This window comes from Roseateles agri, from assembly GCF_034043675.1.
In the GTDB taxonomy this organism is placed as follows: Bacteria; Pseudomonadota; Gammaproteobacteria; order Burkholderiales; family Burkholderiaceae_C; genus KK5.
In genome coordinates, this window is sequence record NZ_JAXCLA010000003.1 from 144,054 (window position 1) to 168,011 (window position 23,958).

Sequence of the window (23,958 nt, forward strand, 5' to 3'; positions counted from 1 at the left end):
GCCTCCTCAGGCTTGGGTCGTCGTCGGCTGCAGCGCCGGCTTGCGCGTCAGCGCCATGAACAGGTCGACCAGGCTCGGCCGGATGCGCTCGCCGAGCTGCGCTACCTGCTCCGGCGGCACGCCATCGAAGATCGCCGCGCCGCGCCCGCCGGCCTGGCGGTAGCGCAGCAGCGGATGGGCGCTGGCCACCGCGTCGGCCGCCGCCGGATCGTGCGCCAGCGCCACAAAGCGGCTGTCGATGTCCTCCAGGCTGATGTTCAGCACCAGGCGGCCCTCGTCCAGCATCAGCACGTCGGACAGCAGCGACTCCACCTCCTCCACCTGGTGCGTCGAGATCAGCACGCTGCGCTCGCCGTCGCACCACTCGTCGATCAACATCTCGTAGAAGGACTTGCGCGACATCACGTCCAGGCCCAGCGTCGGCTCGTCCAGGATCATCAGCTGCGCGTCCACCGCCGCGATCAGTGCCAGGTGCGCCTGCACCACCATGCCCTTGGACAGGCTCTTCACCTTGTCGTTCAGCCCGACGCTGGTGCGCTTCAGCAGCGCCCGCGCCCGCTCGGCCGAGAAGCGCGGCTGCAGCCCGCTCATCAGCTCGATCAGCTCATGCACCCGCGCCCAGCGCGGCAGCACCGCCACGTCCGGGATGTAGCTCAGCTGCTCCAGCAACTTGCCGCGCTGGCGCACCGGGTCCAGGCCCAGCACGTTCACCGTCCCGCCGCCCGGCGGCATCAAGCCCACCAGTGCCTTCATCAGCGAGGTCTTGCCCGCGCCGTTGTGGCCCAGCAGGCCCACCACCCGGCCCTTCGGCACCGTGAAGCTCACATCGTCCAGTGCCGTCTTGCGGCCGTAGCGCAGCGTCAGCCCCGAGGCCTCGATCAGGTTCGTCGTTGTCGTCATTGTTCCGTCCCCCATTCCAGATCCGTCGATTGGATGCCCAGCCGCTTCAGCTTGGCGCGCAGCTGCGGCCACTCGTCCTGCAGGAAACGCTCCCGCTCAGCCTTCAACAGCCGCGAGCGCGCCCCGTTGAGCACATACATGCCCATGCCGCGGCGGCTTTCGACGAGGCCGTTGTCGACCAGCGCCTGCAGCGCCCGGCTGACCGTCAGCGGATTGATCAGGTACTGGCCCGCCAACTGGCGGACCGAGGGCAGCGGCTGCCCCTCAGGCGGCGCGCCATCGAGCAGCTGGACCGCGAGGCGGTCGGCCAGCTGCTGGTAGATCGGCGCTGAATCGTTCCAGGTAGGCATGGGCTTCGATCCGGTGTGTTACTGATGTAGCACACCATATCAAGCCGGCGGCCGGATGACCAAAGGGAACGCGATGGACTGCAGAAAGGCGGGGATGAACGGATCGTCTCACTGAGTTCTGCGCGCATCAGAGGGCAGGCGGCGCGAGGCGCTTGAAGCTACATCGCGAAGCCTCAGTCCACATCGATTTTCTCGGCGACTCTTTCCTGCGCCAGTCGTTGCGCCTCGTACTCCCGATATTCGGCGATGTGTCGATTCAGTTCTCGCTGGAGCGGGCGCGCCCAAAAGGCGTTCCTCACCCAGAACAACGCTTTTCCCACCAGTCGATGCTGTAACAGCCCCGCAAATTCCCTGATGGCTGCCGAGCGATGAAAGTACAGCGCGCGAAGCTGAACCATCTGCTCGCTGGCCTCCATCTCCACGAATTGCAGGTGGTACACACGCCCCCACTTCTCCACAAAATCCCGTTCCTTGCCCAACGCTACTTCCAGCCGATCAATTGGATGCAGCTCGTCCGCGACCTTCCATCGCGGCAGCAAGTCCTGGTTTGCCTCGTCGCGAATCTCCAGCAATTCAATGCGAAGCACGTCGTAGGGGGTGTAGACCTTGTTGCCCTCGATCTTTGGGCGCCGAAATGGCACGGCGGGCAAGGCTGCGCGGTGGCGACGCTGATCAACATGGTGCAGCACCACTTGGTTTTGGTAGCAGACCTTGTCGTTCGAAGCGGTCACGGAGATCACAACCTTCGACAAGCGCAAGCGGCGATTCGCACACACTTCGATCAGAGGCATGGCCTGGCGCGCGCCGTGCAAGTACTCCTCGGTGAACAAGCGGTATCCAAGGTGCTCTCCCAACGGATGCGGGCGAGCCTCAACCAAGATTCGGTGGTCGTGATACAGCGTGGACAGCTCGTATGCCCTCTGGCAAATGAGTTTTTCCACGATCCCGAACGCCCAGTTGGCCGCCTTGCGGGCGACGCCAAAGAGTGTTGTGCCAAGTTCCATAGATCCCCTTTGCATGCGGACAGCGAGATCTCAATCTAACTCAACGGTCAGGCGTGTTGATGGTGGGTTTCGCGGTCTGATAGGTGCCGAACCCCTGCCTGCACACAAGCGGCACAGCACAGCCCGACTTCTCCGTTGCCGGCGCTCGATGCTTCTGCGGACCACGATCACTGCCTTGAAGACGCACATCAGCTGGTACGGCATCACTTGGGCCTTGGCCACAGCCTGCGAGTCGTACATCGTTGCGGTTCCGTTTCGGCCAGTGCAAACGGTCGGACACGCCATGCCGGGCAGCCTAAGCTTTCTCTCGCTCTTCGGGCGACCAGCATGTCTCCCCACCGTGGGTACTGCCGCGACTGCCTTGACAAGTTACAAATCGTCTAGTACACTAAACACGTCGTTTTGCCATAAAGACGCCTTGTCAATCGGCTGGGTGCGAAGTCTGGACGTGGAAGTCAAGACTCCCTTCCCCGCCGGCTTATGTGGCGCCCTTATGACAGCGACTGCGAAGTAATTCGCTTTTTATTTATCTATATCAAATCTTAAATTTTAACTGGATCTAAAAGTGACTATGCAAAAAATCTCATTCAAAAGAGGCATAAATCAATCACGGTGATTGATACGCCCTCAAACTGAAAGGACCCTTCTACACAGGGATACTATTTACGAGTTGGTCAACTATTCGCTGTCGATTTTTAATCGTCGATTGCATTCGCGCAACAGCAAGTAGCAGTCAGCTCGATATGTTGGAGAATCCATTATGGCCATTGCCAAAAATGGAGTTGCGATCATTGGAAGTCAGGTTGTCCCGGCTTCTGAAGTAATTGTTTTGAAGACGCTTGTTGAACTCGGAAAATCTGCGACGGTTCCGCAGATTGCTAAAGCCCTGGACGACAAGATGTCCGACGCCTCGATTTATTCGCTACTGGGGCGCCTGGATGAACGACGCCGACTCGTTGTGCGGCATACCACCGTCGTTGATGTTCATGGAACTCAGCTGCGGAGAGTTCTGTGGGAACCCACAAAAAGTGCCACGGAATTCTTTCTTACTGTCCTAGAGAAAGATGAACCGGAACAAACCTCAGGAGTCCCAGTCGGGGCTGCCATTTGATAGTATTAAAGTTATTGCAAAAAAGAATCGTGCGGTAGCGGCATTTTTGGCCCACACCCATGTCCTCGAAATCATCGAGGACCATCAGGTGATGTGGGTGGAGGCCCCTAATGAAGCCGCTCAAACTGCGGTTGTGAAACGCCTCCGTCGTCAGCTTAGCTATTACTGTGGCGGCTGGATTGGTTTCGAGACCTTCGTGCACGGCACCGTCGCCTTGCCGGCAACGCCCATTTTCGGTGCGTCGCTCATGGTTATCGGGCTGACTCTTATCTGGCTGTTGCGGCTCCAAAGGTAGCGGGGGCTCGGCTGCACCGGCTCTCGGTCGTCGTTCAAAAGGTCTACAGGCGACGTTTGTGGCTGCCCGCGCAGCGCCTTCCGAGACAGGGCAGCGGCAGTCCGCTCAACGCGCAGCGTTAGCCGTTAGCGTCTGGACGCGACCAAACGCCAAATCGACGCATCTGGCGAGGCGCGTGGTCACAATGCTCGGTTTGAGCCGTGGATGCAGCGCCCGCGCCCTCCGGTGAGCGCAGCCCAGCTCGAGTGGAAATTCAGAACTGAGTCACGAGCATTCCGTCAAATGCAGAGCTGAATGAGAGGCGGCGTCAGTCCTGGATGAGCTGATGCGCACCAACTGCCTGTCGTCATAGGGCGGGCCCTATGACGCTAAGCGAGACCCAACATGTACGCCAACTCCGGCTGAAGCGGGACAAGTTCCATCCGGTCCCGTCCCTTGCGCTTCGATGCGTAGAGGGCTTCGTCGGCCTGCTTGAGCCAGTGCGACAGCTCCAAGTCGGACCGGTCGAACAAGGCCGCGCCGATACTCAGGGACACTGGTTCCGGCGTCGCGAACATCGCGCGCGCCTGCTCCGCGAACGCCTCGCGCAAGTGCTGGCCCAGCGCCTGCACGGTGGCGCCGGAGACGCCGCGCAGCAGGATCACGAATTCGTCCCCGCCCAGGCGTGCGGCCAGCGCGCCGTGGGGCAGCGCGCCGCGGATGAGGTCGCTCAGGGTCACCAGCAGGCGGTCGCCAGCATCGTGGCCGTGCAGGTCGTTGACCTGCTTGAAGTGGTCGATGTCGATCAGCAGCAGGGCGCCGGGACTGGCCGGCGAGGCCCGCTCCAGCAGCGCCGGTGCACGGAGATAGAGCGCGCGGCGGTTGTCCAGGGCGGTGAGCGGGTCGCGGGCAGCGATCTGCGCGATGAGTTCCTCGCGGCGGTGGCGCTCGGTGCCGGTCATGGACATCGCGAGCAGCATGATCGCCATCACGCCTTCCAGCAGTGAGACCAGGATCGCCACACCGCTGAAACTGGCCAGGCTGACGACGGCGTCCGGCACCACGATCGAACCCGCCTTGGCGAGGTAGAACAGGCCGTGCGCCAGCAGGACGAAGCGCAGCTGTGCCGCACCCGGGCTCAACACGCCGCCGTGCGGGCGCAGCAGCAGGCCAGCGCGCAAGGTGATGAGGGCGATTGACAGCGACTGGATGCTCAGCATCGCCTTGGACCACCACGGCCCATCGGGCAGAAACAGCATCGCCAGCCAGACAAGGGCCAGCAGCCACCAGGCGCGCGGCAGCCGGGCGCGCGTGAACTCGGCAACGCCGGCCAGGAACAGCCCGTGGGCGGCGATCAGCAAGCCGTTGGAGAACCAGATGCCGATCAGCGCATAGCCGCTGGAACGCAGCAGGGCCAGCACACAGCCCACGGCGATGATGGCGAAGCCCGCGCTCCACTGAAGCAGCGAGCGTTCGCGCACGCTGCTCCATTCCGCAACCAGGTACAGCGCCGAGGCGGCGGCCATGGTCGCGGAGAGGACGAGCAGGGTGAAGGGATCGAGAACCATGGACGAGGGATGTATCGGCGCGGGCCGGCTCCGCGAGAGCCGCTCGGCCAAGAGCGATGCGCAGGAGCAGATCAGCTGCTCGGCGGCGACACGGTCGGGGCCGTCGCATTGAAATGGAACGGGGCCGCGCGCGTAACGAATTGTCGCAGGGTGGAGGTTTTCGTGTGTCTACGGCGGGCCGGTCCGCCGGGCGGAAGTCACGGATTTGGACGAGCTTTGGGCCCGCTCAGAGCGCCGCTTCCCAGCGACGTTCACTTCTGCGCGTTGACGGCCTGGATGACCTTGCGGGAGATGTCGACCCTCTGGGCGGCGTAGGTCACGTTTTCCTGGAGGATCAGGTCAAATTTTTCGGCGTCGACTACCTGTTTGAGCGCCCGCCCGACGCGGTCGTTCAGCGCGGCGTTTTCTTCGCCCTTGCGCTGTTCAAGATCTTCCTGAAATTCCCTGCGCTTGCGATCCAGGTCCCGGTTCTGATCGGCGATGCTGCGTCCGCGTCGAATGCGTTCAGTTTCGGATAGGGTCGGCGCCTCTTTTTCCAGCTGGTCGGCAGCTGCGTGCAGCCGCATATCCAGATCCCGAAGATCCTTGTCCCGCTTGCCGAACTCGCTTTCCAGTCTGGCTTGGGCCGCCTTGCCGGCGTCGCTTTCGGCAATGACCCGTTGAACGTCGACGTATCCGACCTTGAGCTGTTGGGCATGAGCAGTGACGGCCGCTGCACACAACAATCCCGCACAAGCTAGCACCTTCAGATTCTTGGTCTTCATGATTGCATTGGCCTCCCAGAGCCGACTACTGTACTTTCCAAGTGCACCAGCCATCAGCTCTGACCGGAATCCTCAGCCGGCCACATCCCACCCCAGGCCCAGCGACTTCTGCAAGGCCACGAAGTTCTTCAGCAACTGCGCCTCGCCCTCCAGCGCCTTGACCCGCGCATCGGCATCGCGGCGTTGGGCGTCGAGCAAATCGATCTGGCTTGATGCCCCCGCCGCGCGGCGCTGTTGCGTCAGCTCCAGCGTGCGGCCGGCCGAAGCCTGCTGCGCCAGCAGCTGCATCACCGTCTGCCGCTGCTGGCCGAAGCGAGCAAGCGCGGTGTTGGCGTCCTGCAGCGCGCCGAGCACCGTGGCCTGGTAGTTGGCCACAGCCTCGTCCCGGCCCGCCTCGGCCTGACGAACAGCCGCAGCAGTCCGACCGAAGTCGAGCACGTTCCAACTCAGATACGGCACTGCGATCAACGCGAGATTGCTGGCGCGCAGCAACTGCCCGGCGTCGGTCCCGGCGAGGCCGATATTGCCGAGCAGGTTGAGCTTGGGGAAGTACTTGGCGGTTTGCTGGCCAATGTCGGCGGTGCGGCCGGCCAGGCGGCGCTCGGCGGCGCGGATATCGGGGCGGTGCTGCAGCAGGGCGGCGGGGTCGCCGATGGCGACGCTGGCCGGCACGGAGGGCAGCGCCGGCGATGCAACCGTGGCGGCCAGCTGCGCGTCGAGTGCGCCGGGGGCCTGGCCGACGAGCAGGGCCAGTCGGTCGAGCGAGGCGGCGATGTCGGCCGTCAGGTCGGACAGCGTGCCCTGCGTGGCCGCGGCCTGTTGCATGCGCTGCTCGACCTCGTCGGCGCTGGCCACGCCTTGCGCGCGGCGCTGGCGCATCAGGGCGAGGGCCTGCGCGTCGCCGGCTGCCGTCTGCTGCAGCAGGGCGCGCCTTGCCTGCTGGGCGCGCAGGTCGGTGTAGGTAGCGGCCACTTCGGCGGCCAGCGAGACCTGCGCGTCGGCGAGGTCCGCCTGCACGGCCTGGGCCTGGGCCGAGGCGGACTCGACCGCGCGGCGTCCGCCGCCAAACAGGTCGGCTTCCCAGGTCGCATCGAAGCCGACGCTGTAGAGCTGGAGCGAGGTCGACTGGTCGGTGGTCGGGCCCTGCCAGACGCCGGCGCCCAGCGCCGAGGCCGATCCGCTCGGGCGCCGGTTGGCTTCCTGCTGGTTCAGGCTCGCGCGGGCGGCGCGCAGGCGGGCTTCGGCGGCGTGCAGGGTGGGGCTGTCGCGCAGCGCGTCGTCCACGAGGGTGTCGAGCGTCGCGTCGTTGAGGCTGCGCCACCACTGCGCGGGCGCGGGTGCCGTGGAGGCGCCGCCATCGCGGGTGAAGTGCGACTGGGCGAGCGCGTCGGCCGCGACCGGCGGCGCGCCCTTGTAGTCGGGGCCGACCGTGGTGCAGGCGGCCAGCGCCAGCACGAGGGGCAGGCAGGCGTGAAGGGGGTGGAGGTATCGAGAAGTCGTCATGTCAATGCGCCTCGCTGGCCGCAGCCGCTTGCGGCTGCCCAGGCTTGGGCGTCTTCAGCATCAGCGCCAGCGGCACGCACAACAGCAGTGCCACGGCCAGCGCGTAGAAGGTTTCGGAGAAGGTCATCACGCTGGCCTGCAGGTGGATCTGCAGCACCAGCTCCTTGATGGCCTGCAGCTGGGCGTAGGCAGCGTCGCCCACCTGCGCGAGGTGGCCCGCGGCACTGCCGGCGATGCGGTCCTGCAGCAGCGGCGAGTTGGCGTTGAGCGTCTCGCCGAGCCGGTCGACGTGCAGGCTGTTGCGGCGGTCGATGAAGGTGCCGATGACGGCCAGGCCCACCGAGCCGCCGAGGTTGCGCGCCATGTTGTAGATGCCGGCCGCATCGCCCGATTCCTCGCGCGTCACGGCGGCCATCGAGGCCTGGTTCAGCGGCATCATGCACAGCATCTGGCCCACGCCGCGCAGCAGCTGCGAGCCGATGAAGTCATGGCCCACGCTCTGCGCCGTCAGGTCGATGTCCAGCAGGCAGCTGGCGGCGAAGCACAGCAGGCCGCAGATCACCATCACGCGGAAGTCCACGCGCGAGATCAGGCGCGGCAGGATGGGCATCATCGCGAAGGCAGGCAGGCCCGCCAGCAGCATGATCGAGCCGGCCTGCGCCGCGTTGTAGCCGGCGATCAGCGCGAGAAACTGCGGCACCAGGTAGGACACGCAGTACAGGCCCGCGCCCACGGTGAACACGATCACGATCACGCTGGCGTAGCTGGCATTGCGCAGCAGGCTCAAGCGCAGGATGGGCTTGGCCGCCCAGCGTTGCGACAGCGCGATCAGCAGCATGCCGAAGGCCGACACCAGGCTCAGCCCGACGATCAGCGAGGACTCGAACCAGCGCTCGCGCTGCCCCTCCTCCAGCACCACCGTCAGCGTGGAGAGGCCCACGGCAAGCCCGACGATGCCCAGCCAGTCCGCCTTGACGAACTCCTGCAGGTGCGTGCGCTCCGAAGGCAGGCCCAGCAGCAGCAGGGTCAGCAGCGCGGCGCAGACCGGCACGTTGATGAAGAAGCACCAGTGCCAGCTCGCGTTCTCGGTCAGCCAGCCGCCCAGCACCGGGCCCAGCAGCGGCCCGAGCAACACGATCAGGCCGAACAAGGTCATGCCCACCGGCAACTGGTGGCGCGGCAGCCGGGTGCGGATGATGGTCTGCGCCGTCGGGATCATCGCGCCGCCGGTGAAGCCCTGGCCGATACGCGCGAGCACCAGCATTGCCAGGTTGTTCGACAGCCCGCACAGCACCGAGAACAGCGTGAACAGCCCCGCGTTGGCGACCAGGAAATTGCGCAGGCCGAACACGCGCGTGAGCCAGGCCGCCAGCGGGATCATCACGATCTCGGACATCAGGTAGCCGGTCGAGATCCAGGTGCCCTCGGTGCCGGTGGCGCCGACCGCGCCCTGGATCTGCGGCAGCGCGGAGTTGGTGATCGAGATGTCCAGCGTCGCCATCAGCGCGCCGAGCGCGCCGGCGGCGACGGCGACCCAATCGGCCGCTTTGGCGTTGTGTTCGGCGTTCGGTTCAGCCACGGGTGTCGACCTCGGCCGTCACCGACAGGCCCGGCAGCAGTCGCTCGCGCAGCGCCGGGTCGGCCTGCACGCGGATGCGCACCGGCACGCGCTGCACGATCTTCGTGAAGTTGCCGGTGGCGTTCTCCGACGGTAGCAGCGCGAACTGCGCGCCGGTGCCCGGCGAGAAGCTGTCGACGGCGCCATGAATATCCTGGCCCGGCAGCGCGTCCACGTGCAAGGTCACCGGCTGGCCGGCGCGCATGCGGCCGATCTGCGTCTCCTTGTAGTTGGCGACGAGGTAGACGTCCTGCGTCGGCACGACGGTCATCAGCCGCGTGCCCGGCTGCACGAACTGGCCGACGCGCACGGTGCTGTCGCCGACGCGGCCGTCGATGGCCGCGCGCACGATCGTGTCGTCCACCTCCAGGCGGTTCTGGCGCAGCGCGGCCTCGGCGGCCTTCACCTGCGCCGCCGTCTGCGCGACCTGCGCCTCGCTGGACTTCAGCCGGCCCTCGGCGGCCTTCGCGGCCGCGATGCCCGCCGCCAGCTGCGCCTTGGCTTGGTCGCGCTCGTTGCGCAGGTCGGCCAGGTGCTCGTCGGTGCTGGCGCCGGTGGCGGCCAGCGGAGCGTAGCGGTCGAACGCGTCCTGCGCATGCGCCAGGGTAAGCCGGGCCGAGTCCGCCTGGGCGCGTGCCTGGGTCAGCTGCGCCTGCTGCTGGAGGATGTCGGCCTCGACGCGGCGGATGTCGGCCTGGCGAGCATCGATCGTCGCCTGCGACTGGTCGGCGGAGGCCTGGTACTGGCGCGGGTCCAGCTTCACCAGCGGATCGCCGCGCTTCACGGTCTGGTTGGCGACGACGTAGACCTCGGTGATGTAGCCACCGACCTTGGGTGCGGCGGTGACACCGTCGGCCTTCAGGTAGGCGTCATCGGTGCTCTCGATGAAACGGCCGACGGTCCACCAGTGCAGGCCGTAGGCGCCGGCGGCGATCAGCGCGGCGGCGGCCACGGCCAGCAGCACGGGGCGGCGGCGGGAAGGGGTGGAAGAAGGCGTGGGAGACGGCGTGGAGTCGGGGGGCGTGGTGGACATGGCTTGAATTATTTATTCCAGTCGCTATTTTTTTACGACTGGAATAATTCTGTCAACTGGTATATTTTTCGCCTGCCATGAGTTCCGAACGTCCGACGCCCTCACCCCGAGCCCCGCGCCACCGCGCCGAAGCCGCCTACGCCCGCGGCGAAGAGACGCGTCGCCGCATCATCAGCGTGGCGCTGCGCCTGTTCGCGGAGCGTGGCTTCGAGGGCACGTCCACCCGCGAGATCGCCAAGGCGGCGGGCGTCAACGCCCCCGCGCTGCAGTACTACTTCGACAGCAAGGAAGGCGTCTATCGCGCCTGCGCCGAGGACATCGCCACCACCGCCGCCGCCCACTTCAAGCCGGTGGTGGACCGCGCGCAGGCGGTGCTGGACGACACCGCCGCGACGCCGGACCAGCTCTTCGAGGCCTACGGCGAGATGCTCGACGCGCTGGCCGATTTCCAGATGCTGCCGGACGACGCCGAGCACCGGCGCCTGTTCATCACCCACGAGCAGGTCGGCCACGGGCCCAGCGCGCTGTTCGAGCTGTTCGACAAGGAAGGCATGCGGCCGCGCATGGGCGAGCTGTCGCAGGCGCTGGTCTCGCGCTACTGCGGCATCCCGCTCGGCGACCCGCTGCTGCGCATGCGCGTGATGATGCTGTACGGGCAGGTGATGGTGTTCTCGCTGGGCAAGCGCACCTTGCTGACCAAGCTCGGCTGGGAGCGCTTCGGGCCCGAGCAGCTGGCGATGATCAAGCAGGCCAGCCGCGCGCAGAGCCGCGTGCTGATGGACCACTGGCGCGAAGAAACCCGCTGACAGCAGGGCTTCGCGATGGCGGCCAGAATGCGCCGGCATTCCAACTCCAACACACGCCGATGTCCACCCTCGCACACCCGATCACCGCCAAGTGGCCCGCCGCCCATCCCGAGCGCCTGCAGCTGTACTCGCTGCCCACGCCCAACGGCGTCAAGATCTCGATCATGCTGGAGGAGATCGGCCTGGCCTACGAGCCGCACCTGGTCAGCTTCCAGACCAATGACCAGCTCTCGCCCGAGTTCCTCTCGCTGAACCCGAACAACAAGATCCCGGCCATCGTCGACCCCGACGGCCCGGGCGGCAAGCCGCTGGCGCTGTTCGAATCCGGCGCGATCCTGATCTACCTGGCCGAGAAGACCGGCCAGTTGCTGCCCGCTGATCCGGCGCGCCGCTACGAGGCGATCCAGTGGCTGATGTTCCAGATGGGCGGCATCGGCCCGATGTTCGGCCAGGTCGGCTTCTTCCATAAGTTTGCCGGCAAGGACTTCGAGGACAAGCGCCCGCGCGATCGCTACGTCGGCGAGGCCACGCGCCTCTTGGGCGTGCTGGAGAAGCAGCTGTCCGACGGCCGCGCCTGGATCGTCGGCGACGAGTACACGATCGCCGACATCGCCACCTGGCCCTGGGTGCGCAACCTGGTCGGCTTCTACGAGGCCGGGGATCTGGTCGGCTTCACGAACTTCCCGAACGTGCAGCGCGTGCTGGCCGCCTTCACGGCGCGACCCGCGGTCGTCCGCGGGCTGGACATTCCCAGCCGCGGCTGATCAGGCCTGGGCCTTGAGGGCCGCGATGCGCGCCTCGTCGGCCTTGCGGTCCGCCACCACCTTCTGGGCGCTGGGCCGCTGGCCGACGAACTTGGCGTAGGACTTCCAGTCCACGCCGCCGGCCAACAGCAGGTCCTCGCCCAGCACGATCTTGGAGGCCATGCCCACCAGCGGCAGGCTGTTCCAGGCCGCGCAGTCGGCCATCGTGAAGGTCTCGCCGGCAACAAACGGCGAGAACTTCGCCAGTCGCTTGAAGCCCTCGATATTGGCCGTCAGCAGGCGGCGTGCGCGCTTCTGCGTGCCCTCGCTGACCTGGCCGCCGAAGAAGGCCTGCGGATACAACTCGCGCGCCACCAGCTCCAGGTGCAGGTCGATGAATTGCACCAGCTCGCGCACCTTGGCCGCCTGGAAGGGCTCGGCCGGAATCAGCGCCGGCGCCGGGTGCGTGGCCTCCAGCCAGTCCAGGATGATCTGGCTCTCGCACAGCGAGCCCTGCGGCGTGCGGATGAAGGGCACCTTGCCCAGCGGCGTGCAGTCCAGCACCGCTTCCTCGTGCGAGTGGGTCATCACCGTTTCCTCGGTGAAGGGGATGTCCTTCTCCAGCAAGGCCATCTTGACCTTGTTGTAGTAATTGCTCAGCGAAAAGCCGCAGAGGGTGATCGTCGTCATGCTCGTCTCCGTCGATGGACGGCCGAGTCTATTTGTTGACCATCACCACGCCTGCCGCCAGCGCGACAAGTGCCACGACCAGCCGCAAGGTGATCGGCTCGCCCAGCAGCAGGGCGCCGGCCAGCAGGCCGAACAGCGGCGTGGCCAGCGTGAAGCTCGCCAGGCGCGTGGCCGGGTAGTGGCGGATCATCCAGAACCAGGCCAGGTAGCTGGCGAAGCTGACGATCACCGTCTGGAAGCCCAGCAGGCCCGCGAGCCGCCACGACCAGGCCAGCGGCGCCGGCTCGCCGACGACGATCGCCGCCAGGGTCAGCGCCGCGCCGGAGATCGCGAGCTGGTACAGCAAGGTCTTCTCGGCGCTGGCCTGCGAGAGCTTCGTGCCGCGGATCGCCAAGGTCGTGCCGCCCCAGAACACGGCCGAGAGCAGGCCCAGCAGGTCGCCGAACCACTGCAGGCCCGAGCCGCTGGCATGGCCGAAGCCCTCCGAGAACGCCCAGGCCACCGCGCCGAAGGCCAGCACCAGGCCGACCACCTGGCGCGCGTGCAGGCGCTCGCTGGCCGCGATGAAGGGCATGCCCAACGCCACGACGAAGGGCGAGAGGTAGATGAACACGACCATGCGCGAGGCCGTCGTGTACTGCAGGCCGATGAAGATGCAGGCGAACTCGGCCGCGAACAGCGAACCGGCCAGCAGCCCGCCGCGCAGGCTGCCGTCGCGCTCGAACAGCTTGAGGCCGCGCGCCAGCGACCAGGCGAACACCAGCGCCGCCGCGCCCAGCGAGCGCAGCCCCGCCTCCCACAGCGGCCCGATCTCGTTCAGCGCCGCCTTGGCCGCCACCTGGTTCAGGCCCCACAGCACGCAGCAGCCGAGCACGCCGGCCACGGCGCGGCGATCGAGCCGGTCCTTGCGCTGCATGCCGGGGTCAGGCCTTGACGGTGTTGTTGTCGCTCTTGCTGTCGATCAGCCGGCGCAGGAACGGCACCAGCACCGCCATCACCACGCCCACCGCCACCGTGCCCCAGCCCAGCTGCGAGAACAGCATCGCGTAGAAGCCGTTCGTCGCCAGCGGCTCGCTGCCCCGCGCCTGCGGCACCGAGCCCGAGAAGTCGCTGGCGAACAGCGAGGCCAGTCCGGTCAGCAGCATCCAGGCACCCATCATCGTGCCCTGGTACTGGCGCGGCGCCAGGCGGCCGATCATCGCGTAGCCGATCGGCGAGATCAGCAGCTCGCCCAGGCTCTGCAGCACATAGCTCAGGCCGATCCAGACAAAGGCGGAGCGGCCCGTCGCCGAGTCCGCCATATGGATGCCCAGCGGCAGCACGACGTAGGCGGCGCCCATCAGCAGCACCGCGGCGGCGAACTGGCGCGGCACGTCGATGTCCCAGCCGCGTGCGCGCAGTTTGGTGAACAGCGCGGCCATCGCCGGGCCGCCGATGACGATCACCACAGTGTTGATGTTCTGCACCCACTGCGGCGCGATCTGGATGCCGAACAGCACCGGGTCGACGTTGCGGTCGTAGAACAGCTGCAGGCCGCTGAAGGCCATCTGGTACAGCGACCAGAAGGTCAGCGAGCCAGCGGCCAGGATCAGGTAGGCCGTCATGCGGCGGCGCTCGTCGCGCAGCGGGTGGCGGATCGTCAGCACCAGCAGCGCGGTGAACACTAGCACGCCCACCGACTTGACGATCAGCGCCGCCCAGGACGGCACCTGCAGCATCAGCCACAGCGCCGGCACCAGTGCCACGAGGATCGCCACGCCGGCGATGAAGCGCAGGCGCCAGGCGCGCGGGGTGGCGTCCAGCAGCGGCGTGTCCAAGTCGCGCAGCGAGCGCCAGAAGATGAAGGACAGCACGATGGACACGACGTTGCCGACGGTCGCGAAGGTGAACAGCGTCGAGTAGTCCTGGATCAGCTGGTAGTGGCCCGCCACCGTGAAGCCGATGAAGAAGCCGACGTTCATGCCCGCGTAGTTCCACAGGAAGGCGCTCTCGCGGCGCGTGTCCTCGGGCTTGAAGCGCTGTGTCAGCATCATGTTGATGCAGGTGACGTTGAGGCCGCTGCCGGTCAGGAACAGCGCCAGGCCCCAGTACATCAGGGCCGCGGTGCCGCCGGCGATCGCCGCACAGCCCAGCACCTGCAGCACCATGCCGCCGATGAACAGGTTGCGGTTGGACAGGAAGCGCCCACCCAGGTAGCCGCCGAACAGGTGCAGCCCGTAGTTGAAGGCGCCGAACACGCCCATCAGCGAGGTGGCCAGCTCGTCGCTGAAACCCAGGTGCTTGGTGGCGTAGAGCACCAGCGTCGACTGCAGGACGGCGAAGCCCAGCGTCGCGAACATCTGGATGAAGAACAGGGCGCTGGCGCCGGGTACGCCGGCTTCCTTGTGAGAAGCGGCGACGGTCGTAGAGGTGGACATGGATGGGGGTGATCTATGCAGGGCGGCGGCGATGATAGCCCCGTACCCCGATCGAGACGCCGATGAACACGACCGTTAGCCCCGCGCCCAGCACCGCGCCGGCCAGGTGCGCCAGCGGCACGACCGGCATGCCGTCCCAGCCTTCCACCTGCTGCAGCGCCGGCCCGAGCGGCGATTCACCGGCGATCTTCAGCACCAGGCCGATGCCGATGGCCAGGCCGATCCAGCGTTCGCGGCCGCGCCGCGTCAGCACCAGCTCGATGACGGCGACCGCCACGCCCGCATGCAGCACGCCCGAGAGGCCGCCGAAGGCCGTGATCTCCGGCCGCAGCGCCAACGCGGCCACCGACAGCGGCCAGGCGACCGCCCAGGCCAGCGCCGCACGCCGGCCCAACTGCGCCGTGTGCCCCAGCCAGGCCAGCACCGCGCAGCCGGCGAGATTCGCCGCCAGGTGGCGAGGCGTCCAGTGGACGAAGGCTGCGGTGAAGGCGCGGTAAGGCCAATCACCGTGCAGCCCCTGCCAATCGAGCCATTGCCGGTCGACCGGCCAGGCCGCCAGCGCGCCCAGCGCCAGCACGGCGCTGAGCAGGCTCCAGGCGCTCAGGGGAAGACGGCGTGCCACAAGGCCAGGACGGCGTCGCGCTGCGCTGTCAGCTGACTCTCGTCGACGGCGGTCGGCTGCTCGTCCAGGCGCGCTCTGTGCTGGACGCGGCGCAGCTCGCGGTAGGCATCGGCCGCGGCCACGCCCACGCCGGCCGGCAGCATGCCCGAGCTTTCGGCGCGCTGCAGCAGCGCGATCACGCCGGCGTTGTCGAGCAGCTCGGGATGCGAGCCGCCCTGCGACAGCACCAGGTACTGCAGCGCGAACTCGGCGTCCATCATGCCGCCGGGGCTGTGCTTCAGGTCGAACTGGCCGGCCTTCACCGGCCGCGCGGCGCGCACCTTCTCGCGCATCGCCTGCACCTCGCCGCGCAGCGCAGCGGGGTCGCGCGGCGCGGTCAGCACCTGGCGGCGCACGGCCTCGAAGCGTTCGCCTAAAGCGGCGTCGCCGGCGCAGAAGCGGGCGCGGGTGATGGCCTGGTGTTCCCAGGTCCAGGCGGTGTTGCTGCCGCGGCCGGTCTGGTAGTTCTCGAACGATTCGATCGAGGTGACCAGCAGGCCCGAGTTGCCGTTGGGCCGCAGCGCGGTGTCGATGTCGAACAGCTCGCCGGCGGCCGTGCGGATGGTCAGCCAGGTGATCAGCTTGCGGACGAAGGCGCCGTAGACCTCGGGCGCGTTCTCGTGCTCGTCGTCGAACAGGAAGACCACGTCCAGGTCGCCGCCGTAGCCCAGCTCCTTGCCGCCCAGCTTGCCGTAGGCGATGACGGCGAAGCGCGGCTCGGGCCGGTGCGCCTGCTTCAGGCGCTGCCAGGACCAGCGGATCGCGCACTGCAGGATCGCGTCAGCCAGCGCGGACAGGTCGTCCGCCACCTGCTCGACGGTGATCGCGCGTTCCACGTCGCGCACCAGCGTGCGGAACACCTCGGCATGGTGGGCTCGGCGCAAGGTGTCCAGCAGCGCTTCCTCGTCGGCCTGGCCGGAGCGCTCCCAGGCAGCGTGCCGCTCCTCCATCTCCTTGACGAAGGCGGCACCGTCGAAGCGCTCGTGCAGCACGCGCTCGTCGGCCAGTTCGTCGATGACGCCGGGGTGCATCATCAGGTAGCGCATGGGCCAGCGGGCCAGGCCCAGCAGACGCAGCAGGCGCTCCTGCACGGCCGGCCGCTCGACCAGCAGCGCCAGATAACTCTCGCGCCGCAGCAGCGGCTCCATCCAGTCGACAAAGCGCAGGGCCGCATCGAGGCTGCAAGTGCCTTCGTGCTCCGCGCGCGCAGCACGGCCGACCAGCTTGGCCAGGCGCAGGCGCGACTCCTCGCGCAGCGCCTGCACGCGCGGCTGCTGCGCCCAGCGGCGCACGGAGGTGGCCAGCTCGGGCTGCAGCTTCTCCAGGAATTCCTCGGCGTCGATCGGCAGCGAGGGGCCGCTGCAACCCTTGCAGTTGCCGCTGCCAGCGGCGGGCGGGCGGCCGTCGTGCAGCAGCGCATCGAATTCGGTCGCGACGGTCTCGCGCACCTCCAGCAGCTTGTCCAGCAGCTCGCAGGCGTCCTCGCGGCAGGCTTCCATGCCGAGGCTGCGGGCGATCCAGGCCAGGTCCTCATCGCCACCCGGCAGGCAGTGCGTCTGCTGGTCGTCGAGGAACTGGATGCGGTGCTCGACGCGGCGCAGGAAGTAGTAGCCCTCGGCCAGCTTGGCGGCCGTCTGCGGCTTCATCAGCCCGCGTGCGGCCAGGCGGCCGAGCGCCTTGACGGTGGAGCGGGTGCGGATCTCGGGGAACTGGCCGCCGCGCACGACCTGCAGCAGCTGCACGATGAACTCGATCTCGCGGATGCCACCGCGCGAGAGCTTCACGTCGTTGGCCCGCTCGGGCCGGCCGGCGGCGCGGCGCTGGGCCTCGTCGCGGATCTTGCGGTGCAGCTGGCGCAGGCCCTCGAAGACGCCGTAGTCCAGGTACTTGCGGTAGACGAAGGGCGTGACCAGCGACTTCAGCGCCAGCACTCGCTCGCCCGACACGCTCTCCTGCGGCGCGATCACGCGGCTCTTCAGCCAGGCGAAGCGCTCCCATTCGCGGCCCTGCACGAGGAAGTACTCCTCCAGCATGCCCAGGCTCACGGCCGGCGGGCCGGAGTTGCCGTTGGGGCGCAGCATCAGGTCGACGCGGAAGACCTGGCCGTCGTCGGTGACGTCGCCGATCAGCGCGGTGAGCTTCTTGCAGATGGCGGCGAAGTATTCGTGCGCGCTGACCGGGCGGGGCCCATCGGTCTGGCCGTCGTCCTCGTAGACGTAGATCAGGTCGATGTCGGAGGACACGTTCAGCTCGCGCGCGCCGAGCTTGCCCATGCCCAGCACCCAGAACTCGATCACTTGGCCCGCGGCGTCGCGCGGCTTGCCGTTGATCGCGTCCTGCTCCTCGCGGGCCGCGGCCAGGGCCAGGCACAGCGTGACCTCGGCCAGATGGGTCATCGCGGCGGTGACGTCGTGCATCGGCGCGTTCTGCTCGATGTCCAGCACCGCCAGCCGCTCCAGCACCAGGTGGCGCGCCACCCGCAGCGCCGAAGGCAAGGCCCGGCCCCGCGCCTGCAGCTCCAGCACCAGGGCCTCGATCACCGGCCGCGTCGGCAGCCCCGCCGGCAGCAGCGCCAGCTCGTCCGCATAGCGGCGGCGGATGCGCTGCACGAAGCGGCTGTGAGCGGCGTCGGCGGCGTTTGTGTCAGAGGTTAAAGTTGGCTGTGCCTCGGTCATACGGTCTATGCGCTGTGCTAGATTCGCCGCGGCCACCCTGGCTCCACGGCGAGCGCTCTCCCTCGATACTTCAGTGCTTGCAAACGCCCACGATTCGGCCCCAAATTCGGCCAGCCCGCCGGCACCCCACTGGTCCGCACGCAGCCTGCGCCTGATCTGGCGGCTGCTGCGCTGGGCACTGGCTCTGGTCGGCCTGGCCTGGACGCTGGTGTTGCTGGCCTGGGCTGTTTTGCACTGGGCGATTCTGCCGCACATCGACGACTGGCGTCCTCGGCTGGAACGAGAAGCCTCGCACAGTCTGGGCCTTCAGGTGCGCATCGGCAGCATCGAGGTCAGCAAGGGCGGCTGGATCCCGGCGCTCACCCTCAACGAAGTCCGCCTGCTGGACCCGCAGGGCCGCGAGGCGCTGCGCCTGCCGCGCGTGGCGGCCGCGCTGTCGGCACGCTCGCTGCTGGCCTTCAAGCTGCGCTTCGAGCAGCTGCTGCTGGACGGCCCACAGCTGGAGATCCGCCGCGACAAGGCCGGCCACATCTCGGTGGCGGGGCTGTCGGTCGATCAGCCGCAGGCCGGCGCCGGCACGGACTTCGCCGAGGAGGTGGCCGACTGGTTCTTCGAGCAGCGCGAGTTCGCGATCCGCCAGGGCCGCATCCGCTGGGTGGACGAGCAGCGCGACGCGCCACCGCTGGAACTCTCCGCGCTGGACCTGGTGCTGCGCAACGGCCTGCGCCAGCACCGCATCCGGCTCGACGCCACGCCGCCGCCGGCCTGGGGCGAGCGCTTCACCTTGCAGGGCAAGTTCAACCAGCAGCTGCTCAAGCGCGCCGGCGAGCTGAAGTTCTGGAGCGGCGAGCTCTACGCCGACCTGCCGCGCGCCGACCTGCGCGAGCTGCGCCGCCACGTCGACCTGCCCTTCGAGCTGAGCGAGGGCGACGGCGCGCTGCGCGCCTGGATCACCGTCGACAAGGGCCGGCCCACCAGCGCCACCGTCGACATGGGCCTGCGCGCCGTCAAGCTGCAGCTCACCGAAGGCCAGCCGCCGCTGGACCTGAGCCGCATCGAGGGCCGCCTGCAGCTGAGCCGCAGCACGCAAGGCATGAGCCTGAAGGCAACGCAGCTGGGCTTCGTCAGCGGCAGTGAGGACGATGGAGTCACCTGGCCGCGCTCGAACTGGGACGTGTCGCTGAAGCTCCCGCCGCACGCCGGCGCCAGCCTGGCCGACATCAACATCGGCACCGCCCTGGGCGGAACGCTCGATGCGGAGCGCCTGGACCTCGCGCTGATGGCGCAGATCGCCGGCCGGCTGCCGCTGGGCGACGCGCCGCACGCACTGCTGGCCGAGCTGGCGCCGCGCGGCGTGCTGAGCGGCCTGGCCGCGAGCTGGGACGGCGCGCTGGAAGCGCCCAGCCACTACCGCGTGCAGGCCAAGCTCGATGCGCTGCAGCTCGATGCCGGCGCGCCGGCCGGCGAGCACCACATCGGCCGCCCCGGCCTGGCCGGCGCCAGCATCCAGCTCGAAGCCACCGAGAAGGGCGGCCGGGCCGACCTGACGATGGCCGATGGCCGGCTCGATTTCCCCGGCCTGTTCGAGGAACCCACCTTGCCGGTGACGCAGGCCGCCGCCCGGGTCGAATGGCAGGTCGCCGACAAGCCGCGCGCCTACAGCCTCAAGGTCTCCAACCTCAGGATCGAGACCCCCGACCTGCACGGCAGCTTCGACGCCAGCTGGCACACCGGCTCCGGCCGCGGCACGGCCGTGGCGCTGCTGCCCGGCCAGCTGGAGCTGAACGGCAAGATCGCCCGCATCGACGCCGTGCGGGTGCAGCGCTACCTGCCGCTGCTGCTGGGCGAGCACGCGCGGGGCTACGTCAAGGACGCGGTACGCAGCGGCGAGGCACGCGACATCAATGTCAGGGTGCGCGGCGACCTGGCCGAGTTCCCCTTCGACGGTGGCCGGCCCGGCCAGTTCCGCATCGCCAGCCAGGTGCGCGACGTGAACCTGGCCTACGTGCCGCCGGCCACGCCCGATGCGCCGCTGTCCTGGCCGGCGCTGGAGCACATCGACGCGACGCTGGTCTTCGACCGCGGCAGCATGCAGATCAACGGCGGCCGCGCCAGCGTGCTGGGCTATGCGCTCAGCGGCGTCAGCGGCGGCATCAAGGACCTGGCGCACCAGCGCGTGCTGGAGATCGATGGCGGCGGCCAGGGCCCGCTGCCGGCGCTCTTGCAGTTCATGCGCGCCTCGCCGGTGGACGAGTGGACCAGCCACGCGCTGACGCAGGCCACGGCCAACGGCAATGCCGGCCTGAAGCTGTCGCTGCAGCTGCCGCTGACCGACATCGCCCACAGCAGCGTCAAGGGCAGCGTGCAGTTGCCCGGCAACGACCTGCGCCTGCGCGGCGACGTGCCGCTGCTGGAAGCCACGCGCGGCGTGGTCGAGTTCGAGCGCGGCGGCCTGCACGTGCGCGGCGGTCAGGCGCGGGCGCTGGGCGGCGACCTGCAGTTCGAAGGCGGCACACAGCGCGACGGCAGCCTGCGCTTCGCCGGCACCGGCGTGGCCACGGCGGAAGCGCTGCGCCGCGCGAAGGAGCTGCCGGTGGCCCCGCAGCTCGCGGCGGTGGCGAGCGGCCAGGCGGCCTACCGGCTGCAGCTGGGCTTCGCGGCCAACCACGGCCAGCCGGAGGTCATCGTCACGAGCCCGCTGACCGGCCTCGCGCTGGACCTCCCGGCGCCGCTGCACAAGGAGGCCGACGCCACCCTGCCGCTGCGCGTGCAGATCACGCCGAACACGACCGGCACACGCGACGAGCTGCGCGTCGAACTCGGCAACCTGGTGCAGCTGCAGTACCTGCGCGACACCTCGGGCGAGGGCGATCCGCGCGTGCTGCGCGGCGCGCTGGCGCTGCAGGAACGGCTGCCGCCGCTGCCGGAGACGGGCGTGCAGATGCAGGCCACCCTGGGCAAGGTCAACCTCGACGCCTGGCAGGCCGCGGCGCAGCGCCTGGCCGGCGGCACGGTCGCAGCGACAGGGCCGGTGTCGAGCGGCATCGACCCCGCGGCCGCCAGCTACCTGCCCAGCCAGATCGGCCTGCGCGCGCAGAGCCTGCAGTTCTCTGGCCGCGAGATCGCCAACGTGGTGGCCGGCATCACTCGCGCCAGCGACGGCAGCAATGCCCTGCGCGCCAATATCGACGCCGACCAGCTGAGCGGCTTCGTCGAGCTGCGCCCGGCGCGCGGCGCCGAGACCGCGCCGCGGATCATCGCGCGGCTGGCGCGGCTCTCGCTGCCCAAGCAGGAGGCCGACTCGGTCTCGCAGATGCTGGACAACAGCGGCAACAACAGCAGCAGCACGCCGCCGGCGCTGGACGTCGTCGTCGACGCCTTCGAGCTGCGCGGCAAGCAGCTCGGCCGGCTGGAGGTGGAGGCGCGCGCCAGCGAGGGCCGCGACTGGCACCTGTCCAAGCTGCGCCTGGTGCATCCGCAGGCGGTGCTGAATGCCACCGGCGAGTGGCTGAAGGCCGAAGCTCCGGGCGGCCAGCGCCGCACGCAGCTCGACTGGCGGCTGGAAGTCGCCAACGCCGGCACCTTGCTGGAAGACCTCGGCCAGGGCCAGGTGCTGCGCGGCGGCAAGGGCGTGCTGGCCGGGCGCATCGGCTGGCTGGGTTCGCCGCTGTCGCCCGATTTCCCGAGCCTGGCCGGCGAGCTGCGCGTGTCGCTGGACGCCGGGCAGTTCCTGAAGGTGGAGCCCGGCGTTGGCCGGCTGCTGGGCGTGCTGAGCCTGCAGTCGCTGCCTCGGCGGCTGCTGTTCGACTTCCGCGACATCTTCTCCGAGGGCTTCGCCTTCGACGACGTCAGCGGCGACGTGACCATCGCCCAGGGCCTGGCGAGCAGCGAGAACCTGAAGATCCGCGCGGTGCAGGCCGCCGTGCTGCTGGACGGCAGCGCCGACCTGGCACGCGAGACGCAGAACCTGCGCGTGCTGGTGGTGCCCGAGATCAATGCCGGTGGCGCCTCGCTGGCCTACGCGCTGATCAACCCGGCCATCGGCCTGGGCACCTTTCTTGCCCAGCTCTTGCTGAACAAGCCGCTGGCCGCCGCCAGCACGCGTGAGTTCCACATCACCGGCCGCTGGGACGACCCGAAGGTGGAGCCGGTCGAGCACAAGCCCGAGGCCGCGGCTCCGGCCGCCAGCGAAACGAAAGGGACCCCGCCATGACCAAGATCGCCGCCATCCAGATGGTTTCGAGCCCCGACATCGAGCGCAACCTGGCCCGCGCCCGGCACTGGCTCGGCGAGGCCCGCGCTCAGGGCGCCGAGCTTGCCGCGCTGCCCGAGTACTTCTGCCTGATGGGCCGCGCCGACACCGACAAGCTCGCCGTGGCCGAGGCACCCGGCGACGGGCCGATCCAACGCATGCTGGCCGAGTCCGCCCGCGAGCTGGGCCTGTGGATCATCGGCGGCACCCTGCCGATCCGCGATGGCGCGGGCGAGAAGGTGCGCAACAGCTGCTGCGTGTTCGCGCCGGACGGCAGCCAGGCGGCGCGCTACGACAAGATCCACCTGTTCCGCTACGACAACGGCCGCGAGCACTACGACGAAGGCCGCGTGCTGGAGGCCGGCAGCACGCCGGTCACCGTGCAGGCGGCGGGCGGGGCGCGCGTGGGCCTGAGCGTCTGCTACGACCTGCGCTTCCCCGAGCTGTACCGCGCCGGCCCGCCCTGCGAGCTGCTGAGCGTGCCGGCCGCCTTCACCTACACGACCGGCAAGGCCCACTGGGAGCTGCTGCTGCGCGCCCGCGCAATCGAGAACCAGGCCTACGTGATCGCGCCGGCCCAGGGCGGCCAGCACGAGAACGGCCGCCGCACCTGGGGCCACACGATGATCGTCGACCCCTGGGGCGAGGTGCTCGGCTGCTTGCCGGAAGGCGAAGGGCTGGTGACGGCCACGCTCGACACGGCGCGGCTGGCGCAGGTGCGCGAGCAGCTGCCGGCGCTGCAGCACCGCCGGCTCTGAAGACTCAGCGCTGGCTCAGCGCCGCCGCCGCGCGGCGCCGCCCACGATCGCCAGGCCGCCGGCCAGCAAGGCCCAGCTGCCGGGCTCCGGCACGGCGCTGACGGAGACGTTGTCGATCGCCACGTCGAAGTCGATCGCCGTGTACGCGTAGCCCGGCACGAAGCTGGTGAACGCGATCTGGTCCACGCCCTTGAGCACCTGCGCGAAGCTGACGCCAGAGGGCAGCACCGGCTCGCCGAACTCGTTCTCCGCGCCGTTGCCGTGCCAGTCGCCGCTGGGCGTCAGCGCCTGGGTGTCGGCGATGGTGGCCTGCAGGTGCTGCCAGCCCTGGGCGATGTCGAGCTTGCCCAGGTCGATCCAGACCGAGGCATAGGGCATGCCCTCGGCGGCGGTGTCGTAGTCGCGCAGTTCCAGCACCAGGTGGCGGTCGGGATCGAAGCCGGGGTCCGTGTCGGTCAGCGACATCGACAGCACGTTGATGTCCAGGCCGAAGCTCACCGACTTGGTCTGGGTGAAGTCGCCGATGAAGTCCGGATTGGTGCTGTTGACGTAGGTGATCGCGAAGGTCTCGAACTGCGTGCGGTAGGCCGGCGCGGCATTGCCCAGCGTGGTGTCGATGTTCGAGTAGAGGCCGTCCCAATGGCCTTCCCAGCCCTGCGTGCCGGACGAGAAATCGACCGTGGCGTTGTGGCCGGCAGCCCCGGCGTGGAAGGCCGCCAGCAGCGGGACAAGGAGGGCGGCGAGGCGCAGCGCATTGCTAAGGGTTCTCATGGGGCTCCGTGTGGAAATGAACGCAGGCGCCGATGCTAGATTTCGCCCCGATATAAATCT

General features: G+C 68.5%; 20 protein-coding genes. 6 read left to right on the plus strand and 14 right to left on the minus strand.

What is annotated here, in order from left to right; all coding sequences use genetic code 11:
• Positions 1 to 6: 6 nt before the first annotated feature.
• The 3 genes from SNE35_RS08760 to SNE35_RS08770 all read right to left on the minus strand — a co-directional run bounded on the left by SNE35_RS08760 (position 7) and on the right by SNE35_RS08770 (position 2,254).
• On the minus strand, positions 7 to 900 hold the full coding sequence (locus tag SNE35_RS08760; protein WP_320422512.1) for an ABC transporter ATP-binding protein: 894 nt from the start codon (positions 898 to 900) through the stop codon (positions 7 to 9).
• Positions 897 to 1,250 (minus strand): GntR family transcriptional regulator, encoded by a 354-nt coding sequence (locus SNE35_RS08765; protein ID WP_320422513.1) that lies wholly within the window; start codon positions 1,248 to 1,250, stop codon positions 897 to 899. Before SNE35_RS08765 ends, SNE35_RS08760 begins: the two co-directional genes overlap by 4 nt.
• Before the next feature lie 173 nt (positions 1,251 to 1,423).
• Positions 1,424 to 2,254, minus strand: coding sequence for a hypothetical protein (locus tag SNE35_RS08770; RefSeq protein WP_320422514.1), 831 nt, complete (start codon positions 2,252 to 2,254; stop codon positions 1,424 to 1,426).
• Positions 2,255 to 3,014: 760 nt separating this feature from the next.
• Here SNE35_RS08770 and SNE35_RS08775 point away from each other — a divergent pair.
• Both SNE35_RS08775 and SNE35_RS08780 read left to right on the plus strand, forming a co-directional pair.
• Positions 3,015 to 3,365, plus strand: a complete 351-nt coding sequence (locus tag SNE35_RS08775) for a hypothetical protein (RefSeq protein ID WP_320422515.1) — start codon at positions 3,015 to 3,017, stop codon at positions 3,363 to 3,365.
• The gene (locus SNE35_RS08780) at positions 3,319 to 3,660 is read left to right on the plus strand and encodes a hypothetical protein (RefSeq protein WP_320422516.1); all 342 of its coding nucleotides are present in this window, start codon (positions 3,319 to 3,321) and stop codon (positions 3,658 to 3,660) included. Before SNE35_RS08775 ends, SNE35_RS08780 begins: the two co-directional genes overlap by 47 nt.
• 368 nt (positions 3,661 to 4,028) lie before the next feature.
• On the opposite strand, the gene SNE35_RS08785 is transcribed toward SNE35_RS08780, so the two are convergent.
• The 5 genes from SNE35_RS08785 to SNE35_RS08805 form a co-directional block, all read right to left on the minus strand.
• A complete protein-coding gene (locus SNE35_RS08785; protein WP_320422517.1) occupies positions 4,029 to 5,207 on the minus strand; it encodes a GGDEF domain-containing protein in 1,179 nt (392 codons plus the stop codon).
• A 251-nt stretch (positions 5,208 to 5,458) separates the two neighbouring features.
• The gene (locus SNE35_RS08790; RefSeq protein WP_320422518.1) at positions 5,459 to 5,971 is read right to left on the minus strand and encodes an OmpH/Skp family outer membrane protein; all 513 of its coding nucleotides are present in this window, start codon (positions 5,969 to 5,971) and stop codon (positions 5,459 to 5,461) included.
• A gap of 72 nt (positions 5,972 to 6,043) precedes the next feature.
• Complete coding sequence (locus SNE35_RS08795; protein WP_320422519.1) at positions 6,044 to 7,474, minus strand: efflux transporter outer membrane subunit; 1,431 nt, start codon at positions 7,472 to 7,474, stop codon at positions 6,044 to 6,046.
• 1 nt (position 7,475) lies between these two features.
• Positions 7,476 to 9,053, minus strand: coding sequence for an MDR family MFS transporter (locus tag SNE35_RS08800; RefSeq protein WP_320422520.1), 1,578 nt, complete (start codon positions 9,051 to 9,053; stop codon positions 7,476 to 7,478).
• Positions 9,046 to 10,125, minus strand: a complete 1,080-nt coding sequence (locus tag SNE35_RS08805) for an HlyD family secretion protein (RefSeq protein WP_320422521.1) — start codon at positions 10,123 to 10,125, stop codon at positions 9,046 to 9,048. Before SNE35_RS08805 ends, SNE35_RS08800 begins: the two co-directional genes overlap by 8 nt.
• 77 nt (positions 10,126 to 10,202) lie before the next feature.
• Here SNE35_RS08805 and SNE35_RS08810 point away from each other — a divergent pair, with 77 nt between their 5' ends.
• Both SNE35_RS08810 and SNE35_RS08815 read left to right on the plus strand, forming a co-directional pair.
• Positions 10,203 to 10,931 carry a CerR family C-terminal domain-containing protein gene (locus SNE35_RS08810; RefSeq protein ID WP_320422522.1) on the plus strand — a complete coding sequence of 243 codons (729 nt, stop codon included), beginning with the start codon at positions 10,203 to 10,205 and terminating at the stop codon, positions 10,929 to 10,931.
• Between the two features lie 59 nt (positions 10,932 to 10,990).
• Positions 10,991 to 11,695 (plus strand): glutathione S-transferase C-terminal domain-containing protein, encoded by a 705-nt coding sequence (locus SNE35_RS08815; protein ID WP_320422523.1) that lies wholly within the window; start codon positions 10,991 to 10,993, stop codon positions 11,693 to 11,695.
• On the opposite strand, the gene SNE35_RS08820 is transcribed toward SNE35_RS08815, so the two are convergent.
• Genes SNE35_RS08820 through glnE form a run of 5 tightly spaced genes read right to left on the minus strand, consistent with a single transcriptional unit; the run spans position 11,696 to position 18,117 of the window.
• Positions 11,696 to 12,364, minus strand: coding sequence for a glutathione S-transferase family protein (locus SNE35_RS08820; protein ID WP_320422524.1), 669 nt, complete (start codon positions 12,362 to 12,364; stop codon positions 11,696 to 11,698).
• A gap of 28 nt (positions 12,365 to 12,392) precedes the next feature.
• Positions 12,393 to 13,280, minus strand: coding sequence for a DMT family transporter (locus tag SNE35_RS08825; protein ID WP_320422525.1), 888 nt, complete (start codon positions 13,278 to 13,280; stop codon positions 12,393 to 12,395).
• A 7-nt stretch (positions 13,281 to 13,287) separates the two neighbouring features.
• On the minus strand, positions 13,288 to 14,781 hold the full coding sequence (locus SNE35_RS08830) for a peptide MFS transporter (RefSeq protein ID WP_320422526.1): 1,494 nt from the start codon (positions 14,779 to 14,781) through the stop codon (positions 13,288 to 13,290).
• Between the two features lie 13 nt (positions 14,782 to 14,794).
• Positions 14,795 to 15,403 (minus strand): rhombosortase, encoded by a 609-nt coding sequence (rrtA, locus tag SNE35_RS08835; protein WP_320422527.1) that lies wholly within the window; start codon positions 15,401 to 15,403, stop codon positions 14,795 to 14,797.
• Positions 15,382 to 18,117: a bifunctional [glutamate--ammonia ligase]-adenylyl-L-tyrosine phosphorylase/[glutamate--ammonia-ligase] adenylyltransferase gene (gene glnE, locus SNE35_RS08840; protein WP_320422528.1), complete on the minus strand. Its 2,736-nt coding sequence runs from the start codon at positions 18,115 to 18,117 to the stop codon at positions 15,382 to 15,384. Before glnE ends, rrtA begins: the two co-directional genes overlap by 22 nt.
• Before the next feature lie 73 nt (positions 18,118 to 18,190).
• Between glnE and SNE35_RS08845 the strand changes: the two genes are divergently transcribed.
• Together SNE35_RS08845 and SNE35_RS08850 are read left to right on the plus strand one after the other, a co-directional pair.
• Positions 18,191 to 22,330 (plus strand): YhdP family protein, encoded by a 4,140-nt coding sequence (locus SNE35_RS08845; protein WP_320422529.1) that lies wholly within the window; start codon positions 18,191 to 18,193, stop codon positions 22,328 to 22,330.
• Positions 22,327 to 23,127, plus strand: coding sequence for a carbon-nitrogen hydrolase family protein (locus SNE35_RS08850; RefSeq protein WP_320422530.1), 801 nt, complete (start codon positions 22,327 to 22,329; stop codon positions 23,125 to 23,127). Before SNE35_RS08845 ends, SNE35_RS08850 begins: the two co-directional genes overlap by 4 nt.
• Positions 23,128 to 23,142: 15 nt before the next feature.
• Here SNE35_RS08850 and SNE35_RS08855 read toward each other — a convergent pair whose 3' ends face one another.
• Positions 23,143 to 23,898, minus strand: a complete 756-nt coding sequence (locus SNE35_RS08855) for a PEP-CTERM sorting domain-containing protein (protein WP_320422531.1) — start codon at positions 23,896 to 23,898, stop codon at positions 23,143 to 23,145.
• Positions 23,899 to 23,958: the final 60 nt, after the last annotated feature.

Bases quoted from the DNA above. Each gene is read 5' to 3' on its own strand.
- SNE35_RS08760 (WP_320422512.1), bottom strand. From the start codon at position 900: ATGACGACAACGACGAACCTGATCGAGGCCTCGGGGCTGACGCTGCGC.
- SNE35_RS08765 (WP_320422513.1), bottom strand. From the start codon at position 1,250: ATGCCTACCTGGAACGATTCAGCGCCGATCTACCAGCAGCTGGCCGAC.
- SNE35_RS08770 (WP_320422514.1), bottom strand. From the start codon at position 2,254: ATGGAACTTGGCACAACACTCTTTGGCGTCGCCCGCAAGGCGGCCAAC.
- SNE35_RS08775 (WP_320422515.1), top strand. From the start codon at position 3,015: ATGGCCATTGCCAAAAATGGAGTTGCGATCATTGGAAGTCAGGTTGTC.
- SNE35_RS08780 (WP_320422516.1), top strand. From the start codon at position 3,319: ATGAACCGGAACAAACCTCAGGAGTCCCAGTCGGGGCTGCCATTTGAT.
- SNE35_RS08785 (WP_320422517.1), bottom strand. From the start codon at position 5,207: ATGGTTCTCGATCCCTTCACCCTGCTCGTCCTCTCCGCGACCATGGCC.
- SNE35_RS08790 (WP_320422518.1), bottom strand. From the start codon at position 5,971: ATGAAGACCAAGAATCTGAAGGTGCTAGCTTGTGCGGGATTGTTGTGT.
- SNE35_RS08795 (WP_320422519.1), bottom strand. From the start codon at position 7,474: ATGACGACTTCTCGATACCTCCACCCCCTTCACGCCTGCCTGCCCCTC.
- SNE35_RS08805 (WP_320422521.1), bottom strand. From the start codon at position 10,125: ATGTCCACCACGCCCCCCGACTCCACGCCGTCTCCCACGCCTTCTTCC.
- SNE35_RS08810 (WP_320422522.1), top strand. From the start codon at position 10,203: ATGAGTTCCGAACGTCCGACGCCCTCACCCCGAGCCCCGCGCCACCGC.
- SNE35_RS08815 (WP_320422523.1), top strand. From the start codon at position 10,991: ATGTCCACCCTCGCACACCCGATCACCGCCAAGTGGCCCGCCGCCCAT.
- SNE35_RS08820 (WP_320422524.1), bottom strand. From the start codon at position 12,364: ATGACGACGATCACCCTCTGCGGCTTTTCGCTGAGCAATTACTACAAC.
- SNE35_RS08825 (WP_320422525.1), bottom strand. From the start codon at position 13,280: ATGCAGCGCAAGGACCGGCTCGATCGCCGCGCCGTGGCCGGCGTGCTC.
- SNE35_RS08830 (WP_320422526.1), bottom strand. From the start codon at position 14,781: ATGTCCACCTCTACGACCGTCGCCGCTTCTCACAAGGAAGCCGGCGTA.
- glnE (WP_320422528.1), bottom strand. From the start codon at position 18,117: ATGACCGAGGCACAGCCAACTTTAACCTCTGACACAAACGCCGCCGAC.
- SNE35_RS08850 (WP_320422530.1), top strand. From the start codon at position 22,327: ATGACCAAGATCGCCGCCATCCAGATGGTTTCGAGCCCCGACATCGAG.
- SNE35_RS08855 (WP_320422531.1), bottom strand. From the start codon at position 23,898: ATGAGAACCCTTAGCAATGCGCTGCGCCTCGCCGCCCTCCTTGTCCCG.